Origin of the sequence: Candidatus Desulforudis audaxviator MP104C (assembly GCF_000018425.1) — a bacterium.
In the GTDB taxonomy this organism is placed as follows: Bacteria; Bacillota; Desulfotomaculia; order Desulfotomaculales; family Desulforudaceae; genus Desulforudis; species Desulforudis audaxviator.
Genome location: NC_010424.1, coordinates 2,088,352 through 2,105,069 on the forward strand (window position 1 = coordinate 2,088,352; position 16,718 = coordinate 2,105,069).

Genomic DNA, 16,718 nt, shown 5'->3' on the forward strand with positions numbered 1-16,718 from the left:
GGCGCTTTGCCGCAAACATCTACGCAAAATGGCAAACTGGTTGAGCCAGGTTAGGGCTTGCTCCCAGTGATGAGGGTATAGCCGAGCACCCCGTCACGCACCAGTTCCTCGGCCTGGTGCAGGAGCACCTTGCCGCGCTTGAGGTCCAGGCCTTTCAAGTCGAGCTTGCCCACGGCCTGAGCCAGTTCGGCGAGGAGCAGCCGCTGCCGGATTTGGCCGGCCAGCGCCAGCAGCGCCTCCGGATGGTCGGTTGCGGTCAGGCCGGTGAACCCCGCATGGGCCAGGACCGCCCGGTATCCGTCAACAGTGAGGGCGTCGGCGATGCAGGCCGCCCGGAAGAGCAGCCCCTTCATCTCTTCGGGCAGCCGGTCCCGGTCCACCACCATATCGGTCAACCCGACACGCCCCCCGGCGGCAAGCACCCGGAACATCTCCCGGGCCGCCGTTTCCTTGTCCGGGAAGAGACAGAAAGAGCACTCGGAAATCACCGCGGTGCAGGCACCGTCTTCCAGGGGCAGGCGCTCGGCGTCCCCCTGCCGGAATTCCACCCGGTCGGTCAGCCCCGCGTCGGCCGCGTGCCGGCGCGCCTGTTCCAGGTTCTCCGCGCCCAGGTCGACCCCCAACACCCGGCAGCCGAAAACGCCCGCCAGAAACACGGCGCTGGTGCCCGTGCCGCAGGCCGCGTCGAGCAAAAAGTCTCCCGGCCCCAGGGCCAGGGCCTCTCCCAGCCGCCGGGTCAGTTCGAGCCCCCCGGGATGAAAGCTCCGGCCCAGGAGCAGGCGGACGACATCGTTCTGGTAGAAATCAACGCAGGCACACTTTAAGTCCTCATTCACCGGTCAACTACCTCGCTTCAACACGTTGTACACACAAAAGGGCACAAGCCCACCGTCCGGTAAGAGCTGGTGAACGCAACATTTCCGCGCCCGTTTGAGTTCGAAATTGTGGACGTCCATAAAGGCGTGCACCCCGATCATGGTGATCTGGTCGCGGAGCGCTTCAAGGTCCTCCAGCGAAATCCCACAGCAGGAGGCCAGGCTTTTCAGGGATTCGTCCGTCCCGGGCACGGCCCCGGCCGACCAAAGTTCTTCCAGGGAAGTCTGGGTCAGGGGAGAAAGGTCAGTGATGATCCGGTTCTTGAAGTAGTCCAGGTAGTCGTCCACGTTCACCAGCCGGGGCGCCGTGGTCAGCCGCTCGCCCCCGGTATACACGTAGGTAAGGGCGAAACAGGTCGGGTAGGGGCAAGGCACCGGCACGAAATCCGCCCGGGTCAGTTCGCCTTCGGTCTGTCGCTCCAACCCTTTCAGAATGTCGGGAAGAGTGATCCGGTTCAGCGGGTCGAACTCCAGCCGGTGGCGCCCGATGTGGGCCACCGGCTGGAACATCAGGCCGCGGATGCGGGGGTTTTGCAGCGCGAAGCGGACGAGGTCGCCCAGCTCACCGTCGTTCACCCCCGGGACCACGGTGGCCGAAAGGACAATGGGAATCCCGCAGTCACTGAGGCGCTCCACGGCCAAGAGCTTGTCGGCCAGAAGATCGGCCCCCCGGATCCGCCGGTAGACAACCGCCGACAGCCCGTCGAACTGCAGGTACACCGACGGCCGGAACTCGGCCAGGCGCGCCAGGAAGGCATCGTCCCGGGCGATGCGCAGGCCGTTGGTGTTCAGTTGCACCAGCCGGATGCCCTTGGCCCGGGCCAGCGCCAACAGCTCGAAGAGTTCCGGGTGCAGCGTCGGCTCGCCCCCGCTGAACTGGAGCACGTCCGGGTTCCCCTCGCACTCCCGGTACACATCCAGCAGCCGCGCCACCTGCTCCGGGGCCAGAAAGCCGGAACCCCCGGCGTCGGCCAGGCAGGCCGGGCACTTCAGGTCGCACGCCTGTGTCACGTCGATGATCGCCAGGCAGGTGTGCTGCTGGTGGTCCGGGCAAAGGCCGCAGTCGTGCGGGCAGCCGCGCTCAACCCGGGTGGAAAAGCGGCGGGGGAGGGTGCCGGGCTTATTGTATTTCAGGCTGTACCGGTAGTGATCGATATCACTCGAGACCAGCGCCTCGGAATGGCCGTGCTCGGGGCACCACTTGCGCAGGTAAACCCGCCGGCCCCGGACCAGCACGTCGGCGTGTACCAGGCCCCGGCACTCCGGGCAAAGGCTCTGACCTACTTCCAAAAAGATGCTGTCACGTTCGCGGCTGCCGCCGGCCATCTCGATCCCTCCGGACAAGTCGGCTAGGAAAACACATTGAACGAGCTTGGATCTCGTACCAGTCTGCCGATCACGGCGGACTCCTCGGCCCCTGCAGCACCGCGCAAGGCGGCCAGGAGCGCATCCAGTTTGTCCGGCGCGACCGCCATGAGCAGCCCGCCGGAAGTCTGGGGATCGCACAAGACCAGCCGCATTTCCTCGGAAAGCGAAGGCTCCCACCGGTAGCGCTCGCGGGCGTAACGATAGTTGCCGTGGGCCCCGCCGGCCACCGCCCCGGCCCGTGCCAGTTCCAAAGCACCGGGAATCACCGGGACCCGGGAGGCCTCCACCTCGACCCCCACCCCGCTCGCCGCCGCCATTTCCCACAGGTGCCCCAAAAGCCCGAATCCGGTCACGTCCGTACAGGCGTGCACGCCGATCCGCAGCATGACTTCGGCCGCCTCCCGGTTAAGCGCGGTCATGTACCGCACCGCCAGGGTCTCCAGGCCGGCATCCACCAGCCGCCGGTCGATGCCGGTGGCGATAACACCGGTGCCCAGCGGCTTGGTGAGGACCAGGACATCACCGGCCCGCGCACCGCTTCGGAACACGAGGCGTTCGGGGTGAGCGAACCCCGTAACACATAAGCCGTACTTGGGGGCATGATCGGTGATGGAATGGCCCCCGGCGATGGATACACCGGCCTCGGCCGCCTTGTCCGCACCACCGCGCAAAATGTCTTCCAGGATCCCAAGGGGAATGCTCTGGTTGGGGAACCCCACGATATTGAGAGCGAACACCGGACGGCCGCCCATCGCGTAGATGTCGCTTAAGGCGTTGGCGGCCGCCACCTGCCCGAAGGTGTACGGATCATCGACCACCGGAGTGATGTAGTCCACGGTCTGGATCAGGGCCAAGTCGGGGCCGACCCGGTACACGGCGGCGTCATCCTCCCGGCCGGCCAGGATGCGGGGATCAACCAGGGGCGGCAGGCAGCGCAGCAAGTGCGCCAGATCGGAATGCCCGATCTTGCACGCTCAGCCCGAACCCGGAGAGTAGGAAGTAAGCCGGAAGTTTGGGTAATTCCCGGTCATGGCGTGTTCTCCGTTCAAAGGTTGTTGCCATCAGTGTACCACGGGAGTTATTATTATTCCAATGCATAGTTTGCATATGTTCTATGCTTGGCGGTTATATGGAGGGGCGGATGATAACCGACATTCCCTTGTCGCAACTGCGCGTTTTCCACGCGGTCGCCCGGCACCTTAGTTACTCGCGGGCCGCAGAGGAACTGGCCCTGAGCCAGCCCGCGGTATCCCGGCAGATTAGCAACCTGGAGGGTCTCCTGGGCTTGCGCCTGTTTGACCGGCGGGGGCGCCGGGTGCAGCTCACCGACGCTGGCCGGAGCCTCTATGAATACGCCGACCAGATCGTGCACCTGGCCGGTGAGGCCCGGCGGGCGATGGACGGGCTACGCAACCTCGAACGAGGGCAGGTGCGCCTGGGCTTGGCCGCCTCCGCGGCCGGACATGCCCTTCGTTCGACGTTGAAACAGTTTGGGGCGTTTTATCCGGAAATCGAAGTGCGGTTGAAGGTGGCCCCGAGCAGGCGCATCCAGCAACTGCTCGCGGAAGGAGCACTGGACCTGGCGCTGGCCGGTCCGGACGTCTTACCCGGACTGCACATTGAGTTTGTACTCAGCGACACTCTGATCCTGGTTTCGGCGTCGGATCACCCCTGGACTACGCAACCCCCGCCCGATTACGCCGCCTTGAACCGACAGATCCTCCTCTGGCCGCCGCGCGGTTCAGGCGTGCGTGAAGCAGCCGCTTCCTTTCTGCACGCACATGGCCTGCAGCCGGAGACGATAGAGGTGCCGGACTGGAGCGCCATCCGGAACCTGGCCGCGGCCGGGACCGGCCTCGCGTTCGTTCCCGCCGCGCCGGCCGCACCGGAACTGGAAACAGGCCGCCTGGTGCAGTACGGACCGGGGTGGACGTTCAGCTTTTCCCGCTGCCTGCTTTCGGCCAAAGACCGCCCCCTTTTCCCGGCGGCGCTGGCCTTCGCCAATTTTGCCCGCAAACATGAGACAAGCACTTGATGGGACGGGAAAGGCCGCCCCCAGGAAGAAGCAGGCAGCCGGAACGGGCAAGCGGCGGCCTACTGTTATGGCTGTCGAAAAAGTTTCATGACCCTTCGTGACCATATCACGATCATTTAGCTCTCGGGCGACTCGACCGTACCCGGAGAGCCTTGATTTTCCCGGGTTTCCAGCACTATGCAGGAATGAAACTGGTAGTAAAGTACACAATAAGAAAAAACCACTTATTATTTTTTAAGGAGGAAACTCAACACATGGCCCAGTACGCGCAGAACTTACAGTGGCAGTTGAACCACCTCAGGCAGGACCTGAACAACATCCTGCAGATGGCCAGCCAACTCTCCCAGCAGGAACAAAGCAACGCGATGGAATTGCGGCGCCTGCAGCAACTGGAAAACAACGCCTCCCAGCAGCTGCAGCGGATCCAGCAGATTTGCAACAGCCTAAGCAACAGCTTGAACCAGGTCTCGGGAATCAGCCAGCAGTACGGAATGGGTATGCAAGCAGCCGGTGCCCAGTTCACGCAGCAGCAACCCTACACCGCGCAGTTCACGCAGCAGCAACCCTACACCGCGCAGACCGGTACGGCCCAATTCGGCGGCGGGTTCAACGTACCGCAGTACGGTACCGGCGCGTACGCCCAGAACATCGGACAGTACAGCGCGGGCATGAACATCGGCAACTTAGGCGCGAACCAGTACGGCGCCCAGGCCTTCAGCCCGATGATGGGCAATATCGGGAACATCGGCAATCTAGGCGGCTACACCGCGCTGCAGACCGGCTACCGGACCGGCACCAACTACCTGCAGAATCCGTCGAACCTGGGCAACTACTCGGCCGTGCAATCCGGCTACCTGAATCCGTCGATAAGCGGCCAGTTCTGAATTCCGGTTAACACGCAGCAGGTTAGCGGCTGGACATAAGCACCCCTTAATAGGCCGTTGGATAAACGGCCTATTATCTATTATTTTTATTATTTTTTTATTTTTATTTTTGCCCTGCTCGCCGATTTCTCGGCCTTCAAGGACCGGGTTACGAAAAGGTTCCGTGACCTGTCCGCGGAGTTGTCCGGAAAACCGAATGAACACGCTCTTCTATTGGTTTTCGCGATTCCTTGCTTCGGGCGGACGGTTATGCTAAAATGAATTGCGGCGGACCGATCCGCCTGATCCGGGCCCGTAGCTCAGATGGGAGAGCGCTTGACTCGCATTCAAGAGGTCAGGGGTTCGATTCCCCTCGGGTCCACCAGTAATGACAAGGGTTTGCGGGGTTTTGCGGAACCCCGTTGCTGAGGGAGTTGGCAACCATTTGGCAACCATGGGCTAGCTCCCTTTATTTGTCCGCAGAGTCGTACTTGGCCAGAGCTTGCCGTCGAGGGTGGCAAACACCAAATCGTAGTCCTTGTGGGTTCCCCGCCGGGCCATGCAACTCCAGATCGGTCATTACGTTGACCGATTTATCGGTCTCTTTTTCGTCATCAGGAACACCGTCAATCTCCGCTATGGAGTATGAAAGGCTGCGGTGCGGCCTGGTTTCTCGACTCGGTCTGAGCTTCTTGGAACACGGATTCTTTGAGCCTCGAAGAACCAACCCTGGTTGGCGGCGTTCACCACCTTCTACCGCCACGCTAAGTGGAAAAACGGCCTGTTTATGCTGCCACTTAAGGTATGCTCAGAGGAGAGGGATAATCTTCCAGACAAGGCCGTGCTGAGGAACACCACTTCCCCCACCCTTGTGCTCAGTCTCCTCTGTGGTGTACACTCATGTTAGGTGGTGTCCGGGTTTCATATCTTTTAAGATAAGGTTTTGGCCAGCCCCGGTGCCATTTGATCCGCGCGCGAGGCGCCGCCGGCAGGAGCGTACCCATGCAAACAGCCGCCATTATCACCGTCGCGCTACCCAGACACACTCCGCACAGCAATGCCGCACCATACGAGGGCCGCTCGGCGTCCAGGGGCAAGGCGACCCGTAAAGGACCTCCTCTTAACGCTACTTGCGGACACGCTGAGGAAAAGGAGGTGTGGAAGTCATGAACGTAGCGGAACTCTTTGGTTACCCCATCGCGGCCCTTTCCGCCGTTGTGCTGCTTTTCCTGGTCATCCTGCAGGCCGACGGTGTCCAAATATGGTGGCCGCTGTGGCCCATCTTTGGCTTGGGTGTGATTGTTGGTTTTGCACTGCTGACGCCCCCGTTGAAGAAAATCATCTAGTCAATTGGTTAACAGCCGGCGGTGCCTCCCCGGGTATGGTGGATGGACTCAACCGAAAAACCAGTTACGGGACTCCCGGACAAGTGGTTGGGGGCGGTTACGTCTGCAACACTGCGGCCGTAATTTTCGATCGCCCACCATTCGTCACCGGGCTCAGGCTGATCAAATGAGCGCATAAGCTGGATTCTGGGCTGGACGGACGTCACCCTGCCTTGCCAGATCAGTTTTTCTAAACCCATCAATGTCCCGGAAGAGAATGCAGTAACTTCTTCTAGGCTGACCGCACTCAGGTACAGCTCTGCCGCTTCATCGGCGATAATCTCGGCCACCACTTGCGCCCCCGGTTCGCCCTCCACCAGCGCGAGCACGGCGCATAATTACATAATTAGTAGTTGGTCGTCGGTCGTCGGTCGTCAGTGGCTGTTCGCCAGTTTTCAGCTATTGCGCACCACGCGGATTCATGACCCAAACCGACCACCGACCACCAACCTCCGGGGCCTCAACGCCGCTCCCGCTTCCTGTCCGCGGCGCGCTCCTTAAGCAACAGGTCTGTCAGCCGGACTTGACCAATTTCTGCCTTAGCCCTTTACCTTTCCCTTCTCTCTTTCCCTTCTCTCTTTCTTCCTCAAAGGACGAGGAGGCCTGACATAAAACCCGTGCCTGCGCGAAAGAGCTACCAGCTCTCCCGAAAGCGCCTGTAAGTACCCAGAAGGGTCGGAGAGATACCGCTCTAAACACTTGACGGCCCTGGGAAAGCCCGCCCGGTAGGCAACCATCAGACGCTCAACCGAGGCCGGGTAAGGGTTCAGGGCATCGAGGCAAACCTCCTTGACCCCGGCATCTCTCATGGCACCCACCAGCCGCTCCAATACTCCGGGAGCATCGGTTATCCCGGGAAGGACAGGCGCTATAAACGCCCATACATCTATGCCTGCGGCAGCAAGTTTTCCGGCCGCTTGCAGGCGTGCCGATGAGGGTGCCGCTCCGGGTTCCAGCGCGGAAGCCGCACCGTCGTCAGGAACGGTCACCGTAAAGCCCACAGAGCAATGCTGGAGCTTCCTAAGCAGATCCGCGTCCCTCACCACCAGGTCGGACTTGGTGAGGATCTCAACCTCTGCATTCGGATATTCCTCTGCAAGGACTTTTAAAGAGTCCCTGGTGAGACCGAATTCCGCCTCCGCAGGCTGGTAGACGTCTGTAACCGTACCCAGGATGATCCTGCCCGAAAATGCCCGCTTTCGCCGCAATTCGCGCCCGAAAACTTCAGGAAAGTTCACTTTTGGAGCGACGAACCCGCCCCACTTCCCGGCGCGGCTCGCGAAACGGAGGATTGTGTCGGCGTAGCAGTAAAGGCACCCGTGCGCACAGCCGAAATAGGGGTTCAGGCAGTAGCGGTAACCCCCAATGCCGGTTCGGTTGAGAGCCGTTTTGCAGTAGGCCGGTTTTACGACCGCCTCGGGCACTTGAACGTACCCCATTCGCTTAAGCTTTGACGCCTACTACATACTCCCTCCGTGATCGTCCGCGCCGGGTCGACTTGTCGGTGCGCAGTGAGGTAGTATCGGGGCGCCCTGAGACTGGGTCAACTCCAATGCCAAGTTTTCCAAAGTTGTTAGTTCTTCCATCCGGCCGAGGGTGCAAAGGACCTTCTGCTTGGTCTTGCCGTCCTCCCGGCAGTACTCGACGATCTGGAGGTATTGGCGGACTGAACCGTCCTTATTCTTGAGGGTTTTTAATCGCGCAAACATAATACTATTATTATTGTAGCACAGCACATGTCACCTGCCTAAACATATTCTGGAAAACGTGGCACCGCCATTTTGCAGCCGAGCGGTGCAAGTCCTCTCGCTTTTCCCCGCCACCACTGGGTAGCGTCATACTTCATCAAGGCCTCTTTATGCCGGGCAGCACGTGCCCGTACACCTTTAGAGTGAAAGCTTCACTGGCATATGTTTACGGCAATATTCCGGCCATTTTTTGGGTATCCGGATAAAGTGCCCCAGGCGAATTGTGGGATGTACCTTTGAATCAGCTTGCTGTTTCTAACCGTAATCGCCAGGGCCTTTTTGGTCCAGACACTGTGCACCGGCAGGGACGCTTATCGGTCGCGGCGAATTCTTATAACTGGTGCACATTTGCGACCAGAGGAGTAAAGCATAGGGGAGGAAAGAGAACTCGCCGACCATAACTCCACTGTTTAAGGAGGCGATTGAAGACAGGTCTCGAGGCCTCCGGAGAAGCGGTTTTCCTTAGATTCAGTCTGAAATGGGACATAGTGTTTGCGGAATGGCACATACTCTTGTTTTAGGGCGCCAGGAAAAGCCCCGGTTTCTGTCTCGGTCAAAGGCTGGTTTCCACAATTAGGGGGCTAAGATGATGGGTGAAAAGGAAGCCGAGCAAGCACGCTTTCCGGAACCGACAAGAAGGGGAGAAATCACCCTGAGACTGTCGGAATTTGAGTTCCCGCCCATGCAGGACATACTCCTGGTGGGGAAAAGAGCGCCGATCGGTCCGGAAGCCGTAAGGAGAATGGTGGATGCGCTGTCGCCGGAGCAGTATGACATCGTCCGCCTGGAGCATTCGCTGTTCGAGGCTGTGGTCGTAAAGAAATCTCTGCTCAGGCTCCTTCCCAGGGAGAGACTCTTGCCGATCATCCTGGAAGAAGGGGAGAGGGTGGCAACCGAAAACACTATTGTCAAAGTCCAGGCCAACATTGTCATTCATGTGTCCCGGGCGGTGGAGCTTTGATGCGTGTGCAGGACATAATGAGTCAGTCGCTGGTGACCGTTTCGTCTGACCGGTCCGTCCGGGCAGCTATCGAGTTGATGCACCGGATGAGAATCGGACTTGACAATGCGCCTAGCTAGGTGGTCAATTACCTCCGGTGCAATCGGTGGGAGACTATTGTATGCCGGGTCGAGGCAATTGCCGGGGCGGAAACCCTGCAAGCGGTAGTTTGTTTGATTCAGTTCGGGAAAAGCTTTCACCATTTCCGCCAGCAACTCCTCGGTGTGCAGACCGGGTACTATGGTGGTACGGACATAACCGCACCGGCGGCGCAACACGGCGGCAATGGTTGCTGCAACACATTCGGGGTTTTTAAAGCCTACCAGGTCGCCATAGAGCCGCAAGGGAACCTTATAGTCCACGGCGATGACATCCACAAGGCGTTCGTCCAATAAACCGCACACGAGTTCCGGGTGGGAACCGTTGGTGTCAAGTTTAACGGGTACACCAATCTCTTTCACTCGGGTCAGAAACAAGGTCAAGTAGCGAGAAAGGGTAGGTTCGCCTCCGGTGACGACCAGCCCGTCCAGCATTGCCCGCCGCCGTCTCAGATAGTGCAGAATGTCGTCGACGGGGACAGGCGTATCAAATAATGAGGACTCCACCAGCTCGGGATTTTGACACCAGGGACAGCGAAAGTTGCACCGCCGCAGAAAGACCGTGGCGGCTATCCTGCCGGGCCAATCAACCAGCGATACTTTATTAAAACCACTGCATTCGATCATAGTCTTCCTAACAGAATGCCTTGTAAGGATTGAGGCACCCTGAATACTCTCCGCTGGCCGTATTCGGCTTTCTTCCCTTCGTTCCACTGGCTGACCGGGCGATAATAACCTACGATACGGGAATAGATCTCGGTGGCGCCGCCGCACCTGGGGCATTGCCGGGCCTCACCGCTGATGTATCCGTGGCTTGCGCACACCGAGTAAGTGGGCGTCACCGAGACATAGGGCAGGCGGTAACTGTTGGTTACTTTCTTGACGAGCGCGGCGCAACCTTCCGGATCGGGCAAGGCTTCGCCCAGGAAGATATGGGCGACCGTTCCGCCTGTGTACAGCGTTTGCAACGGCTCCTGGTGTTCAAACATGGCGAAGACGTCATCGGTTTCGTGAACCGGTAGCTGGGTGGAGTTTGTGTAGTACGGCGCCGCGCCCCGCCTCCATTCGTCTTCATTCGCGGCAAGGAGGCCCGGAAACTCTCTCTTGTCAATACGGGCAAGACGGTGGGAACAGCCCTCGGCAGGTGTAGCTTCCAGGTTATAGAGATTGCCCGTGCGTTCCTGGACCCCCACCAGGAATTCCCGCAGGAAAATAAGGATGCGCCTGGCGAACTCCTGGCCTTCCGGTTCGCTGATGCTCTTGCCGAGCAGGTTCCGGGCCGCTTCGGCCGCTCCCACCAACCCGATGGTGGCAAAGTGGTTGGTCCAGTAATTCCCCGTTCTCTCTTTCACTCCCCTCAGGTAATGACGCGAGTAAGGGTAGAGCCCGTTGCCGGTCAGCCTCTCCAGGACCCGGCGCTTGATTTCCAGGGAGGTGACGGCGATAGAAGCCAGATGCGCCAAACGGGTGAAGAAGTCCTGTTCGTCCTTTGCCAGGTAGGCTGACCGCGGAAGGTTTAGTGTCACCACCCCGATGGAACCGGTCAGAGGGCTGGCGCCGAACAGTCCTCCACCCCGCTTCAAAAGCTGTTTGTTGTCGATGCGCAGGCGGCAGCACATGGACCGCACGTCTTCCGGCTGAAGATCGGAATTGATGAAGTTGGCGAAGTAAGGCGTTCCGTATTTTGCCGTTACGGCAAAGAGCTTCTGTGCCACGGGACCTCCCCAGTTGAATTCCGGTGAAACATTGTAAGTCGGAATGGGAAAGGTGAACCCTCGCCCGCAGGCGTCGCCCTCCATCAGCACGTCGGCAAACGCCTCATTGATCATATTCACTTCTTCCTGATAGTCACCGTAACCGGTATCAAGCTCCCGGCCGCCCACCACGGCGGGTTCGTCTTGCATAAAAGCGGGGATGTCCAGGTCCATGGTAATGTTGGTGAACGGTGTCTGGTAGCCCGTCCGGGTGGGTACGTTCAGATTGAAAACGAATTCCTGGATGGCCTGTTTCACTTCCCGGTAGCTCAGGTTATCGGCGCGGACGAAAGGGGCGAGAAGCGTATCGACGTTGGAGAAAGCCTGGGCCCCCGCCGCCTCTCCTTGAAGCGTGTATAGGAAGTTGACCATCTGGCCCAGGGCCGAACGGAAGTGTTTGGGCGGCTTGGACGACACCTGGTTGGGTACCCCGCCGAAACCCTCTTCCAGGAGTTGCTTAAGATCCCACCCCACGCAGTAGACACTCAGGTAACCGAGGTCATGGATATGGAAATCGCCTTCAAGGTGTGCCCGGCGCACTTCCGGAGGGTAAATACGTTCCAGCCAGAAACTGGCCGCGGCGGTGTTGGAGATGTAACTGTGCAGTCCCTGCAGGGAAAAGGATGAGTTGGCGTTCTCGGCTACGCGCCAATCCGCCTGGTTGAGATAGGACTCCACCAGGTCACAGTTTACCAGCGACTTCATTTCCCGCATCTGGCGGTGCTGTTCCCGATAGAGTATGTAGGCCTTGGCGGTCCGATGATAGCCGAGTTCCATCAGGCTTCTTTCCACCAGGTCCTGCACTTCTTCAACGGTGGGAGTGGCAATGCCCCGGTTTTCCAGAGCCTCGATAACGCGCTGCGTTACCGCCGGGGCGGCGTCATCGTCCGCCCATCCGGCTTCTCCCGTAGCTTTGAAAGCCTGTGCAATAGCATTGGTGATGCGCCTGCTTTCGAAAGCTGCTATGCGTCCGTCACGCTTTTTGATTGAGGTAATCATAGCTGTCTCCTTCCCGCGCAAAGAGCAGGACATTGCTGTTCCAGTGGCGAGCCTCTCAGGTCAATCGGGACGATACTCCGTGCGCAAGCGCCGCGCCGCTTTAACCATTCTTTTGAGTGCCGCTGCCACCTCTTTCTGCTGTCGGGTTTTCAGGCCGCAATCCGGGTTAACCCATAGTTGCTCGGGGCGGAACACATCCAACGCCTGCCTGATGACGCGTTCCATGTCTTCCACTTCCGGTACGCGGGGGCTGTGAACATCGTACACGCCGAGACCGATGTCCCGATGATAGGCGGAGCGTTTGAAGACTTCGAGGAAACCACCCCTGCGGGCGGTCTCGATGGAGATGACATCGGCATCCATGGCCTCGATGGCCTCCAGGATATCGCCAAACTCAACATAACACATGTGGGTATGAATTTGGGTTTCGGGACAGGCACCTCCGGTGGCCAGCCTGAAGGCGCTTACCGCCCAGGACAGGTAGGGTGCTCTTTCTTCGGTCCTAAGCGGAAGTCCTTCACGCAGGGCGGGCTCATCGACCTGTATAATCGCCAAACCGGCCTTTTCCAGATCAACAATCTCGTCGCGAATGGCAAGAGCCACCTGGTACGCAATCTGATCCGATTCAAGATCCTCACGTACAAACGACCAGTTGAGCATGGTCACCGGTCCGGTAAGGATGCCTTTTACCGGTTGCGGCGTCAGCGATTGCGCATAGAGAGCCTCCGCCAGAGTCAGCGGCGTATCGCGATATACATCGCCGAATAGGATCGGCGGTTTAACACAGCGGGAACCGTAGGACTGTACCCAGGCGTTGGAGGTTACGGCAAACCCCTGAAGCCTGGTGGCAAAATACTCGACCATGTCGTTCCGTTCAAACTCACCGTGTACCAGCACGTCAAGGCCCAGTTGCTCCTGAATTCTTACCCACTCGGCGATCTGACCCCTGATAAAGGCATCATATTGTTCCTTGCTCACTTCACCCCGCCGCCGACGCGCCCGCGCAGCCCGCACCTCCGGCGTCTGGGGAAAACTACCGATCGTGGTCGTGGGGAACAAGGGAAGGGCAAGACGGCGTGACTGCAGTTTCCGACGCTCTGCATACGGAGCAGTCCGCTGGAAATCAGTCTCCTTGAGAGCCGAAACACGCATCCTAACGGCGGGCACCACCCGGCCACTCAGCTCCGCCAGGGCCCGTTGCGCCTGGTCGGCAGCCGCCAGTTCCGCGGCCACCACAGTTTCACCTTCTTTAACCGCTCGGGCAAGGGCGCGCAATTCGGTCAGCCGCTCGTCGGCAAAAGCAATACCCTGGCGCAAGGCCGAAGGCAGATGAGATTCATCGGCAGCGCTTACGGGGAGGTGAAGCAGGCTGCACGAAGGTTGCAGCCAGATCCTTGTCGCCGGTACGTAAGGGAATACTTTGTGTAGCAGATCCAATTTTTGCCTCAGATTTGTGCGCCAGATATTGCGCCCGTCAACGATCCCCAGGCCAAGCCATTTGTCCGGGGGGAAACCGTGTCGCTCCAGGTTGGCGATGTTCTCCGGATAACCGTGGACGAAATCAAGCCCCAACCCGTCGACCGGCAACGCCATCAGGCGTGCATACTGACTCAGACCGCCGAAGTAAGTCTGGAGCATTATCTTTAACCCACGCAGGCCCTCGGTTATTTTCCGGTACGCCGCTGCCAGGGCCTTTGCCTCCTCTTCGGTCACGTCGAGGATTAGGGACGGCTCATCTACCTGCACCCAGGTTGCGCCGGCCGCATCCAATTCACGCAGGACTTGTGCGTAGAGGGGGCTCAGTTCATAAAGCGCTCGGCGCCACTCCGGAGCGTTTTTGGACAACTTGATAAGAGTAAACGGACCCAATAACACCGGTTTGGCGTTGCCATTCAAGGTGTCCTTGGCCCGCAGGTAAGCCTGGAGCGGCAGGTTCTTGACGAGGACAGGCTTCCTTTCCCACTCGGGCGCGATGTAATGATAGTTGGTGTTGAACCACTTGCGCATGGCGCACGCCGGCGCATTGGGACCACCGCGCGCCATGGCGAAATAGAGGGATAGGCCGTCGCCGGCTTTTTCAAACCGCTCCGGCACGAGTCCGAACATCACGGCGGTATCCAGAACGTGATCATAAAGCGACAGGTCACCTACGGGGACGAGTTCCACGCCCAGGCGGACCTGTTGACGCCAGTGCGCCTCCTCCAGGCGGGCCGCACCAGCGAGCAGGCCTTCCTCATCCAACACCCTCCCCCAATAACCCTCCAGGAGTTTTTTCAAGGTGCGTTCCCGCCCCATGCGAGGGTAGCCGATGTTACTGACCAGCATCTACAACCATCTCCTATCACGAAATCAAAAAGACCCTACCCCGGTTAACTTGGGGAGGGTCCCAGCATGCAAAATCCCGACATCTCCCGCCGTTTTGCGCATGCACATTCAAGGCAGGCGCACCGGTGAGAGCCCTTGGTTTTTCAAACACGCTGCTCCCTCGCCTCTCGACCGGAGGCAAATAAAGGAGCACTTGACAAGCAGGCAGGTCTCCTGGCTTACGGTCATCGTCGCTACACCCGCCTTCCCGGGTTATCGGTGGCATCCTGGGGAGCGACTCATCGCTTACAGTAGCGGGACTGCTCAGGAATTGCACCTGATTCCCTATTATCCCCTGGTTAGGGGCACCTGCTTATCCTTTATGTGCTAAGAGTCATTCTAGCATGGGCGCCGATGGTCGTCAACACTCCCATGGAAACGGGTGTACGCGCAGAACGGAGGGACTAAAAAGTTCCAAAATCAATGTTCCTTGTTTTCCCCAGAACTCTTGCCTTGAAAAGATCATAATTGACCCGGAACCCGCTTACTACCCATAAACCTGAAGCAGGGATATTGGAGAACTCTAGCAAGGTCGTTCTTATAAGTGACGGGCGATACCCCTGTGAAATCTTATTGTCACCTAAGCAACAAACTCTTACGCTAGTCTCCTCATTTGAACCACTAGTTGATCGCAAACTCCGCGTTGACGACCGCCGTTATCTTCTTTTCCAGCGACCATGTATCGTTGACCCCATAGTCCGACACTTCGGTGGAATGCACGGGTGTGATTTGGAAAACACCCATCTTTGCCGAGCGGAGTGGGCCCAGTCTGCCGCCTCCCTGCACCGCGATTTGTTCGGCGCGCTGCCTGGCGTTTTTCGTGGCTTCGGCTAACATTTCCACCTTGATGTCATTGAGCTTGGTGTAGAAATACTGTGGAGGCTCAGAGTTGAACTCGATCCCCTTGCTGATCAGTTCGCCCGACGTCCTGGATACGGCCGTGATCCGGTCCACGTCCGTCGACCGCACCTCCACGGACTGCCACAAACCGTATCCCCTGATCTCACTGGTCTCCCGCCCATGCTTATCGACTTCGTAAAAGGTGTTCATGGAGACCGGCATGAAGGTGATCTCCTCGTCGAGGACACCTTGCGCCTTCAGGTGGCTCTTAATCTCCTCCAGGTCGCTCTTCAGCAAGGCATAGGCTTCCGGCAACTGCGGCGAACGCCTAGTGAAGTTGCCCCTCCAGACCACCAGGTCGGACCTCAATTCCCTTTCCGCCGCGCCGGTGACCGTAAGGGCGGAGGTTGAGCGCGCCTTCACGAAGGCACCGGAAAAAATCACCGTGCAGATGATCAGACTGAGGCCCATAATCACCGCCAAAAAAACCAGCTGAGGCGACCGGCTCGTGCTGTTTTCCACGTGGTTTCTCTCCCCTCTTATTCGCATCTTATTCGCAAACCGCAAGAGAATAACCCCCTAGATCCCGTTACTAATTGACGCGGCAACCCACCTTAGTGTTTTTTGTTGATAAGACGATGAGAAATGCGCAAAGGATTAGTCATCTGTAAAGAACTTTTTTGTCTTGCTGATTGGTCCGGATAGCGCAGGCGACTTTGTCGCGGGTCAGCGTCTTTATATTCATATTCCGCACCAAACTTCAAACGCTCCCGGTGCTGTAAACTCGCTTTTCCAGTCTTTCCACAACCGCCTCCTTTTTCCTGCAGGGTCAAAAAGCCCTCTATTGTTTCAAGCCCTGCGCCGCCAGCATATAGTGTCTTAAACGGGATAGAGAGAGGTGTTCGACGTGGGCCGATTCCCGCCCGACTGTCCCGAAGGGTTTCTAGGCCTGTATTTCGTGATTCCCGGGGACACAATGTCGATTGTCGCCAAGCGGTTCGGAATCAGTACACAACAGCTTATTGCCGTAAACCCGCACATTGCTGACCCAAGCGTGCTATTCCCGGGGGATGTATTGTGCGTGCCGGGGTTCCGCAGGCCCGTCACCTGCCCACCGGGCTTCGAAAACCGCCTTGAAGTGGCACCCGGGGACACCATGTTCTCGATTGCGCAGATGTTCAACGTGAGCGTCGAGGAACTTATCGCCGCAAACCCGCATATTCCCGATCCGGACGTGCTCTTCCCGTTCGACATACTGTGCGTTCCGTAAACGGAATACCTGGGATGTTATTATTGGTTGGCGCCGCTGGTTTTAAGCGTGTTGACACACAATCTCCAAGGATGTAACATAATAGTAGAAAAGGATGCGACTGTCCGGGTGGCCCGCGG

General features: G+C 58.6%; 15 protein-coding genes, 1 tRNA gene and 1 riboswitch. Of the genes, 6 read left to right on the forward strand and 10 right to left on the reverse strand.

Annotated features, from left to right (window positions below; all coding sequences use genetic code 11):
- Positions 1 to 50 precede the first annotated feature (50 nt).
- From DAUD_RS10055 to selD, 3 genes are read right to left on the reverse strand one after another with little or no spacing between them, the layout of a single operon-like run.
- Positions 51 to 836 carry a methyltransferase domain-containing protein gene (locus tag DAUD_RS10055; RefSeq protein ID WP_012303051.1) on the reverse strand — a complete coding sequence of 262 codons (786 nt, stop codon included), beginning with the start codon at positions 834 to 836 and terminating at the stop codon, positions 51 to 53.
- Between the two features lie 3 nt (positions 837 to 839).
- A complete protein-coding gene (locus DAUD_RS10060; protein ID WP_012303052.1) occupies positions 840 to 2,201 on the reverse strand; it encodes a radical SAM protein in 1,362 nt (453 codons plus the stop codon).
- Between the two features lie 23 nt (positions 2,202 to 2,224).
- Positions 2,225 to 3,274, reverse strand: coding sequence for a selenide, water dikinase SelD (gene selD / locus DAUD_RS10065; protein WP_083756668.1), 1,050 nt, complete (start codon positions 3,272 to 3,274; stop codon positions 2,225 to 2,227).
- A gap of 110 nt (positions 3,275 to 3,384) precedes the next feature.
- Between selD and DAUD_RS11715 the strand changes: the two genes are divergently transcribed.
- From DAUD_RS11715 to DAUD_RS10090, 4 genes are all read left to right on the forward strand, one after another.
- Positions 3,385 to 4,278 carry a LysR family transcriptional regulator gene (locus DAUD_RS11715; RefSeq protein ID WP_012303054.1) on the forward strand — a complete coding sequence of 298 codons (894 nt, stop codon included), beginning with the start codon at positions 3,385 to 3,387 and terminating at the stop codon, positions 4,276 to 4,278.
- Positions 4,279 to 4,532: 254 nt separating this feature from the next.
- Complete coding sequence (locus DAUD_RS12670) at positions 4,533 to 5,162, forward strand: hypothetical protein (RefSeq protein ID WP_012303055.1); 630 nt, start codon at positions 4,533 to 4,535, stop codon at positions 5,160 to 5,162.
- 288 nt (positions 5,163 to 5,450) lie between these two features.
- A tRNA-Ala gene (locus DAUD_RS10085) sits at positions 5,451 to 5,526 on the forward strand.
- Between the two features lie 781 nt (positions 5,527 to 6,307).
- Positions 6,308 to 6,487, forward strand: a complete 180-nt coding sequence (locus tag DAUD_RS10090; protein ID WP_041570945.1) for a hypothetical protein — start codon at positions 6,308 to 6,310, stop codon at positions 6,485 to 6,487.
- A gap of 8 nt (positions 6,488 to 6,495) precedes the next feature.
- Here the strand turns inward: DAUD_RS10090 and DAUD_RS10095 are convergent, their stop codons facing one another.
- Together DAUD_RS10095 and DAUD_RS10100 are read right to left on the reverse strand one after the other, a co-directional pair.
- Positions 6,496 to 6,816 carry a hypothetical protein gene (locus DAUD_RS10095; RefSeq protein ID WP_041570946.1) on the reverse strand — a complete coding sequence of 107 codons (321 nt, stop codon included), beginning with the start codon at positions 6,814 to 6,816 and terminating at the stop codon, positions 6,496 to 6,498.
- A gap of 249 nt (positions 6,817 to 7,065) precedes the next feature.
- Positions 7,066 to 7,965 (reverse strand): SPL family radical SAM protein, encoded by a 900-nt coding sequence (locus DAUD_RS10100; protein ID WP_242647847.1) that lies wholly within the window; start codon positions 7,963 to 7,965, stop codon positions 7,066 to 7,068.
- 898 nt (positions 7,966 to 8,863) lie between these two features.
- Between DAUD_RS10100 and DAUD_RS10110 the strand changes: the two genes are divergently transcribed.
- The gene (locus tag DAUD_RS10110; RefSeq protein ID WP_049752618.1) at positions 8,864 to 9,235 is read left to right on the forward strand and encodes a hypothetical protein; all 372 of its coding nucleotides are present in this window, start codon (positions 8,864 to 8,866) and stop codon (positions 9,233 to 9,235) included.
- Here DAUD_RS10110 and DAUD_RS12145 read toward each other — a convergent pair.
- From DAUD_RS12145 to DAUD_RS12590, 5 genes are all read right to left on the reverse strand, one after another.
- Complete coding sequence (locus DAUD_RS12145; RefSeq protein ID WP_012303060.1) at positions 9,208 to 9,999, reverse strand: anaerobic ribonucleoside-triphosphate reductase activating protein; 792 nt, start codon at positions 9,997 to 9,999, stop codon at positions 9,208 to 9,210. The two genes, DAUD_RS10110 and DAUD_RS12145, sit on opposite strands and share 28 nt — an antisense overlap.
- Positions 9,996 to 12,125 (reverse strand): ribonucleoside triphosphate reductase, encoded by a 2,130-nt coding sequence (locus tag DAUD_RS10120; RefSeq protein ID WP_012303061.1) that lies wholly within the window; start codon positions 12,123 to 12,125, stop codon positions 9,996 to 9,998. Before DAUD_RS10120 ends, DAUD_RS12145 begins: the two co-directional genes overlap by 4 nt.
- Before the next feature lie 60 nt (positions 12,126 to 12,185).
- Entirely contained in the window at positions 12,186 to 14,450 is a 2,265-nt protein-coding gene (gene metE, locus DAUD_RS10125; RefSeq protein WP_012303062.1) for a 5-methyltetrahydropteroyltriglutamate--homocysteine S-methyltransferase, read from the reverse strand.
- 186 nt (positions 14,451 to 14,636) lie between these two features.
- Positions 14,637 to 14,817, reverse strand: a riboswitch (cobalamin riboswitch).
- Between the two features lie 293 nt (positions 14,818 to 15,110).
- Positions 15,111 to 15,851 (reverse strand): SIMPL domain-containing protein, encoded by a 741-nt coding sequence (locus DAUD_RS10130; RefSeq protein WP_041571362.1) that lies wholly within the window; start codon positions 15,849 to 15,851, stop codon positions 15,111 to 15,113.
- A 92-nt stretch (positions 15,852 to 15,943) separates the two neighbouring features.
- Entirely contained in the window at positions 15,944 to 16,162 is a 219-nt protein-coding gene (locus DAUD_RS12590; protein WP_166485183.1) for a hypothetical protein, read from the reverse strand.
- A 65-nt stretch (positions 16,163 to 16,227) separates the two neighbouring features.
- Between DAUD_RS12590 and DAUD_RS10135 the strand changes: the two genes are divergently transcribed.
- Positions 16,228 to 16,599 (forward strand): LysM peptidoglycan-binding domain-containing protein, encoded by a 372-nt coding sequence (locus tag DAUD_RS10135; RefSeq protein ID WP_012303064.1) that lies wholly within the window; start codon positions 16,228 to 16,230, stop codon positions 16,597 to 16,599.
- The last annotated feature ends 119 nt before the right edge of the window (positions 16,600 to 16,718 follow it).

Bases quoted from the DNA above. Each gene is read 5' to 3' on its own strand.
- DAUD_RS10100 (WP_242647847.1), bottom strand. From the start codon at position 7,965: ATGGGGTACGTTCAAGTGCCCGAGGCGGTCGTAAAACCGGCCTACTGC.
- DAUD_RS10060 (WP_012303052.1), bottom strand. From the start codon at position 2,201: ATGGCCGGCGGCAGCCGCGAACGTGACAGCATCTTTTTGGAAGTAGGT.
- DAUD_RS11715 (WP_012303054.1), top strand. From the start codon at position 3,385: ATGATAACCGACATTCCCTTGTCGCAACTGCGCGTTTTCCACGCGGTC.
- DAUD_RS10110 (WP_049752618.1), top strand. From the start codon at position 8,864: ATGGGTGAAAAGGAAGCCGAGCAAGCACGCTTTCCGGAACCGACAAGA.
- metE (WP_012303062.1), bottom strand. From the start codon at position 14,450: ATGCTGGTCAGTAACATCGGCTACCCTCGCATGGGGCGGGAACGCACC.
- DAUD_RS10120 (WP_012303061.1), bottom strand. From the start codon at position 12,125: ATGATTACCTCAATCAAAAAGCGTGACGGACGCATAGCAGCTTTCGAA.
- DAUD_RS10090 (WP_041570945.1), top strand. From the start codon at position 6,308: ATGAACGTAGCGGAACTCTTTGGTTACCCCATCGCGGCCCTTTCCGCC.
- DAUD_RS12145 (WP_012303060.1), bottom strand. From the start codon at position 9,999: ATGATCGAATGCAGTGGTTTTAATAAAGTATCGCTGGTTGATTGGCCC.
- DAUD_RS12670 (WP_012303055.1), top strand. From the start codon at position 4,533: ATGGCCCAGTACGCGCAGAACTTACAGTGGCAGTTGAACCACCTCAGG.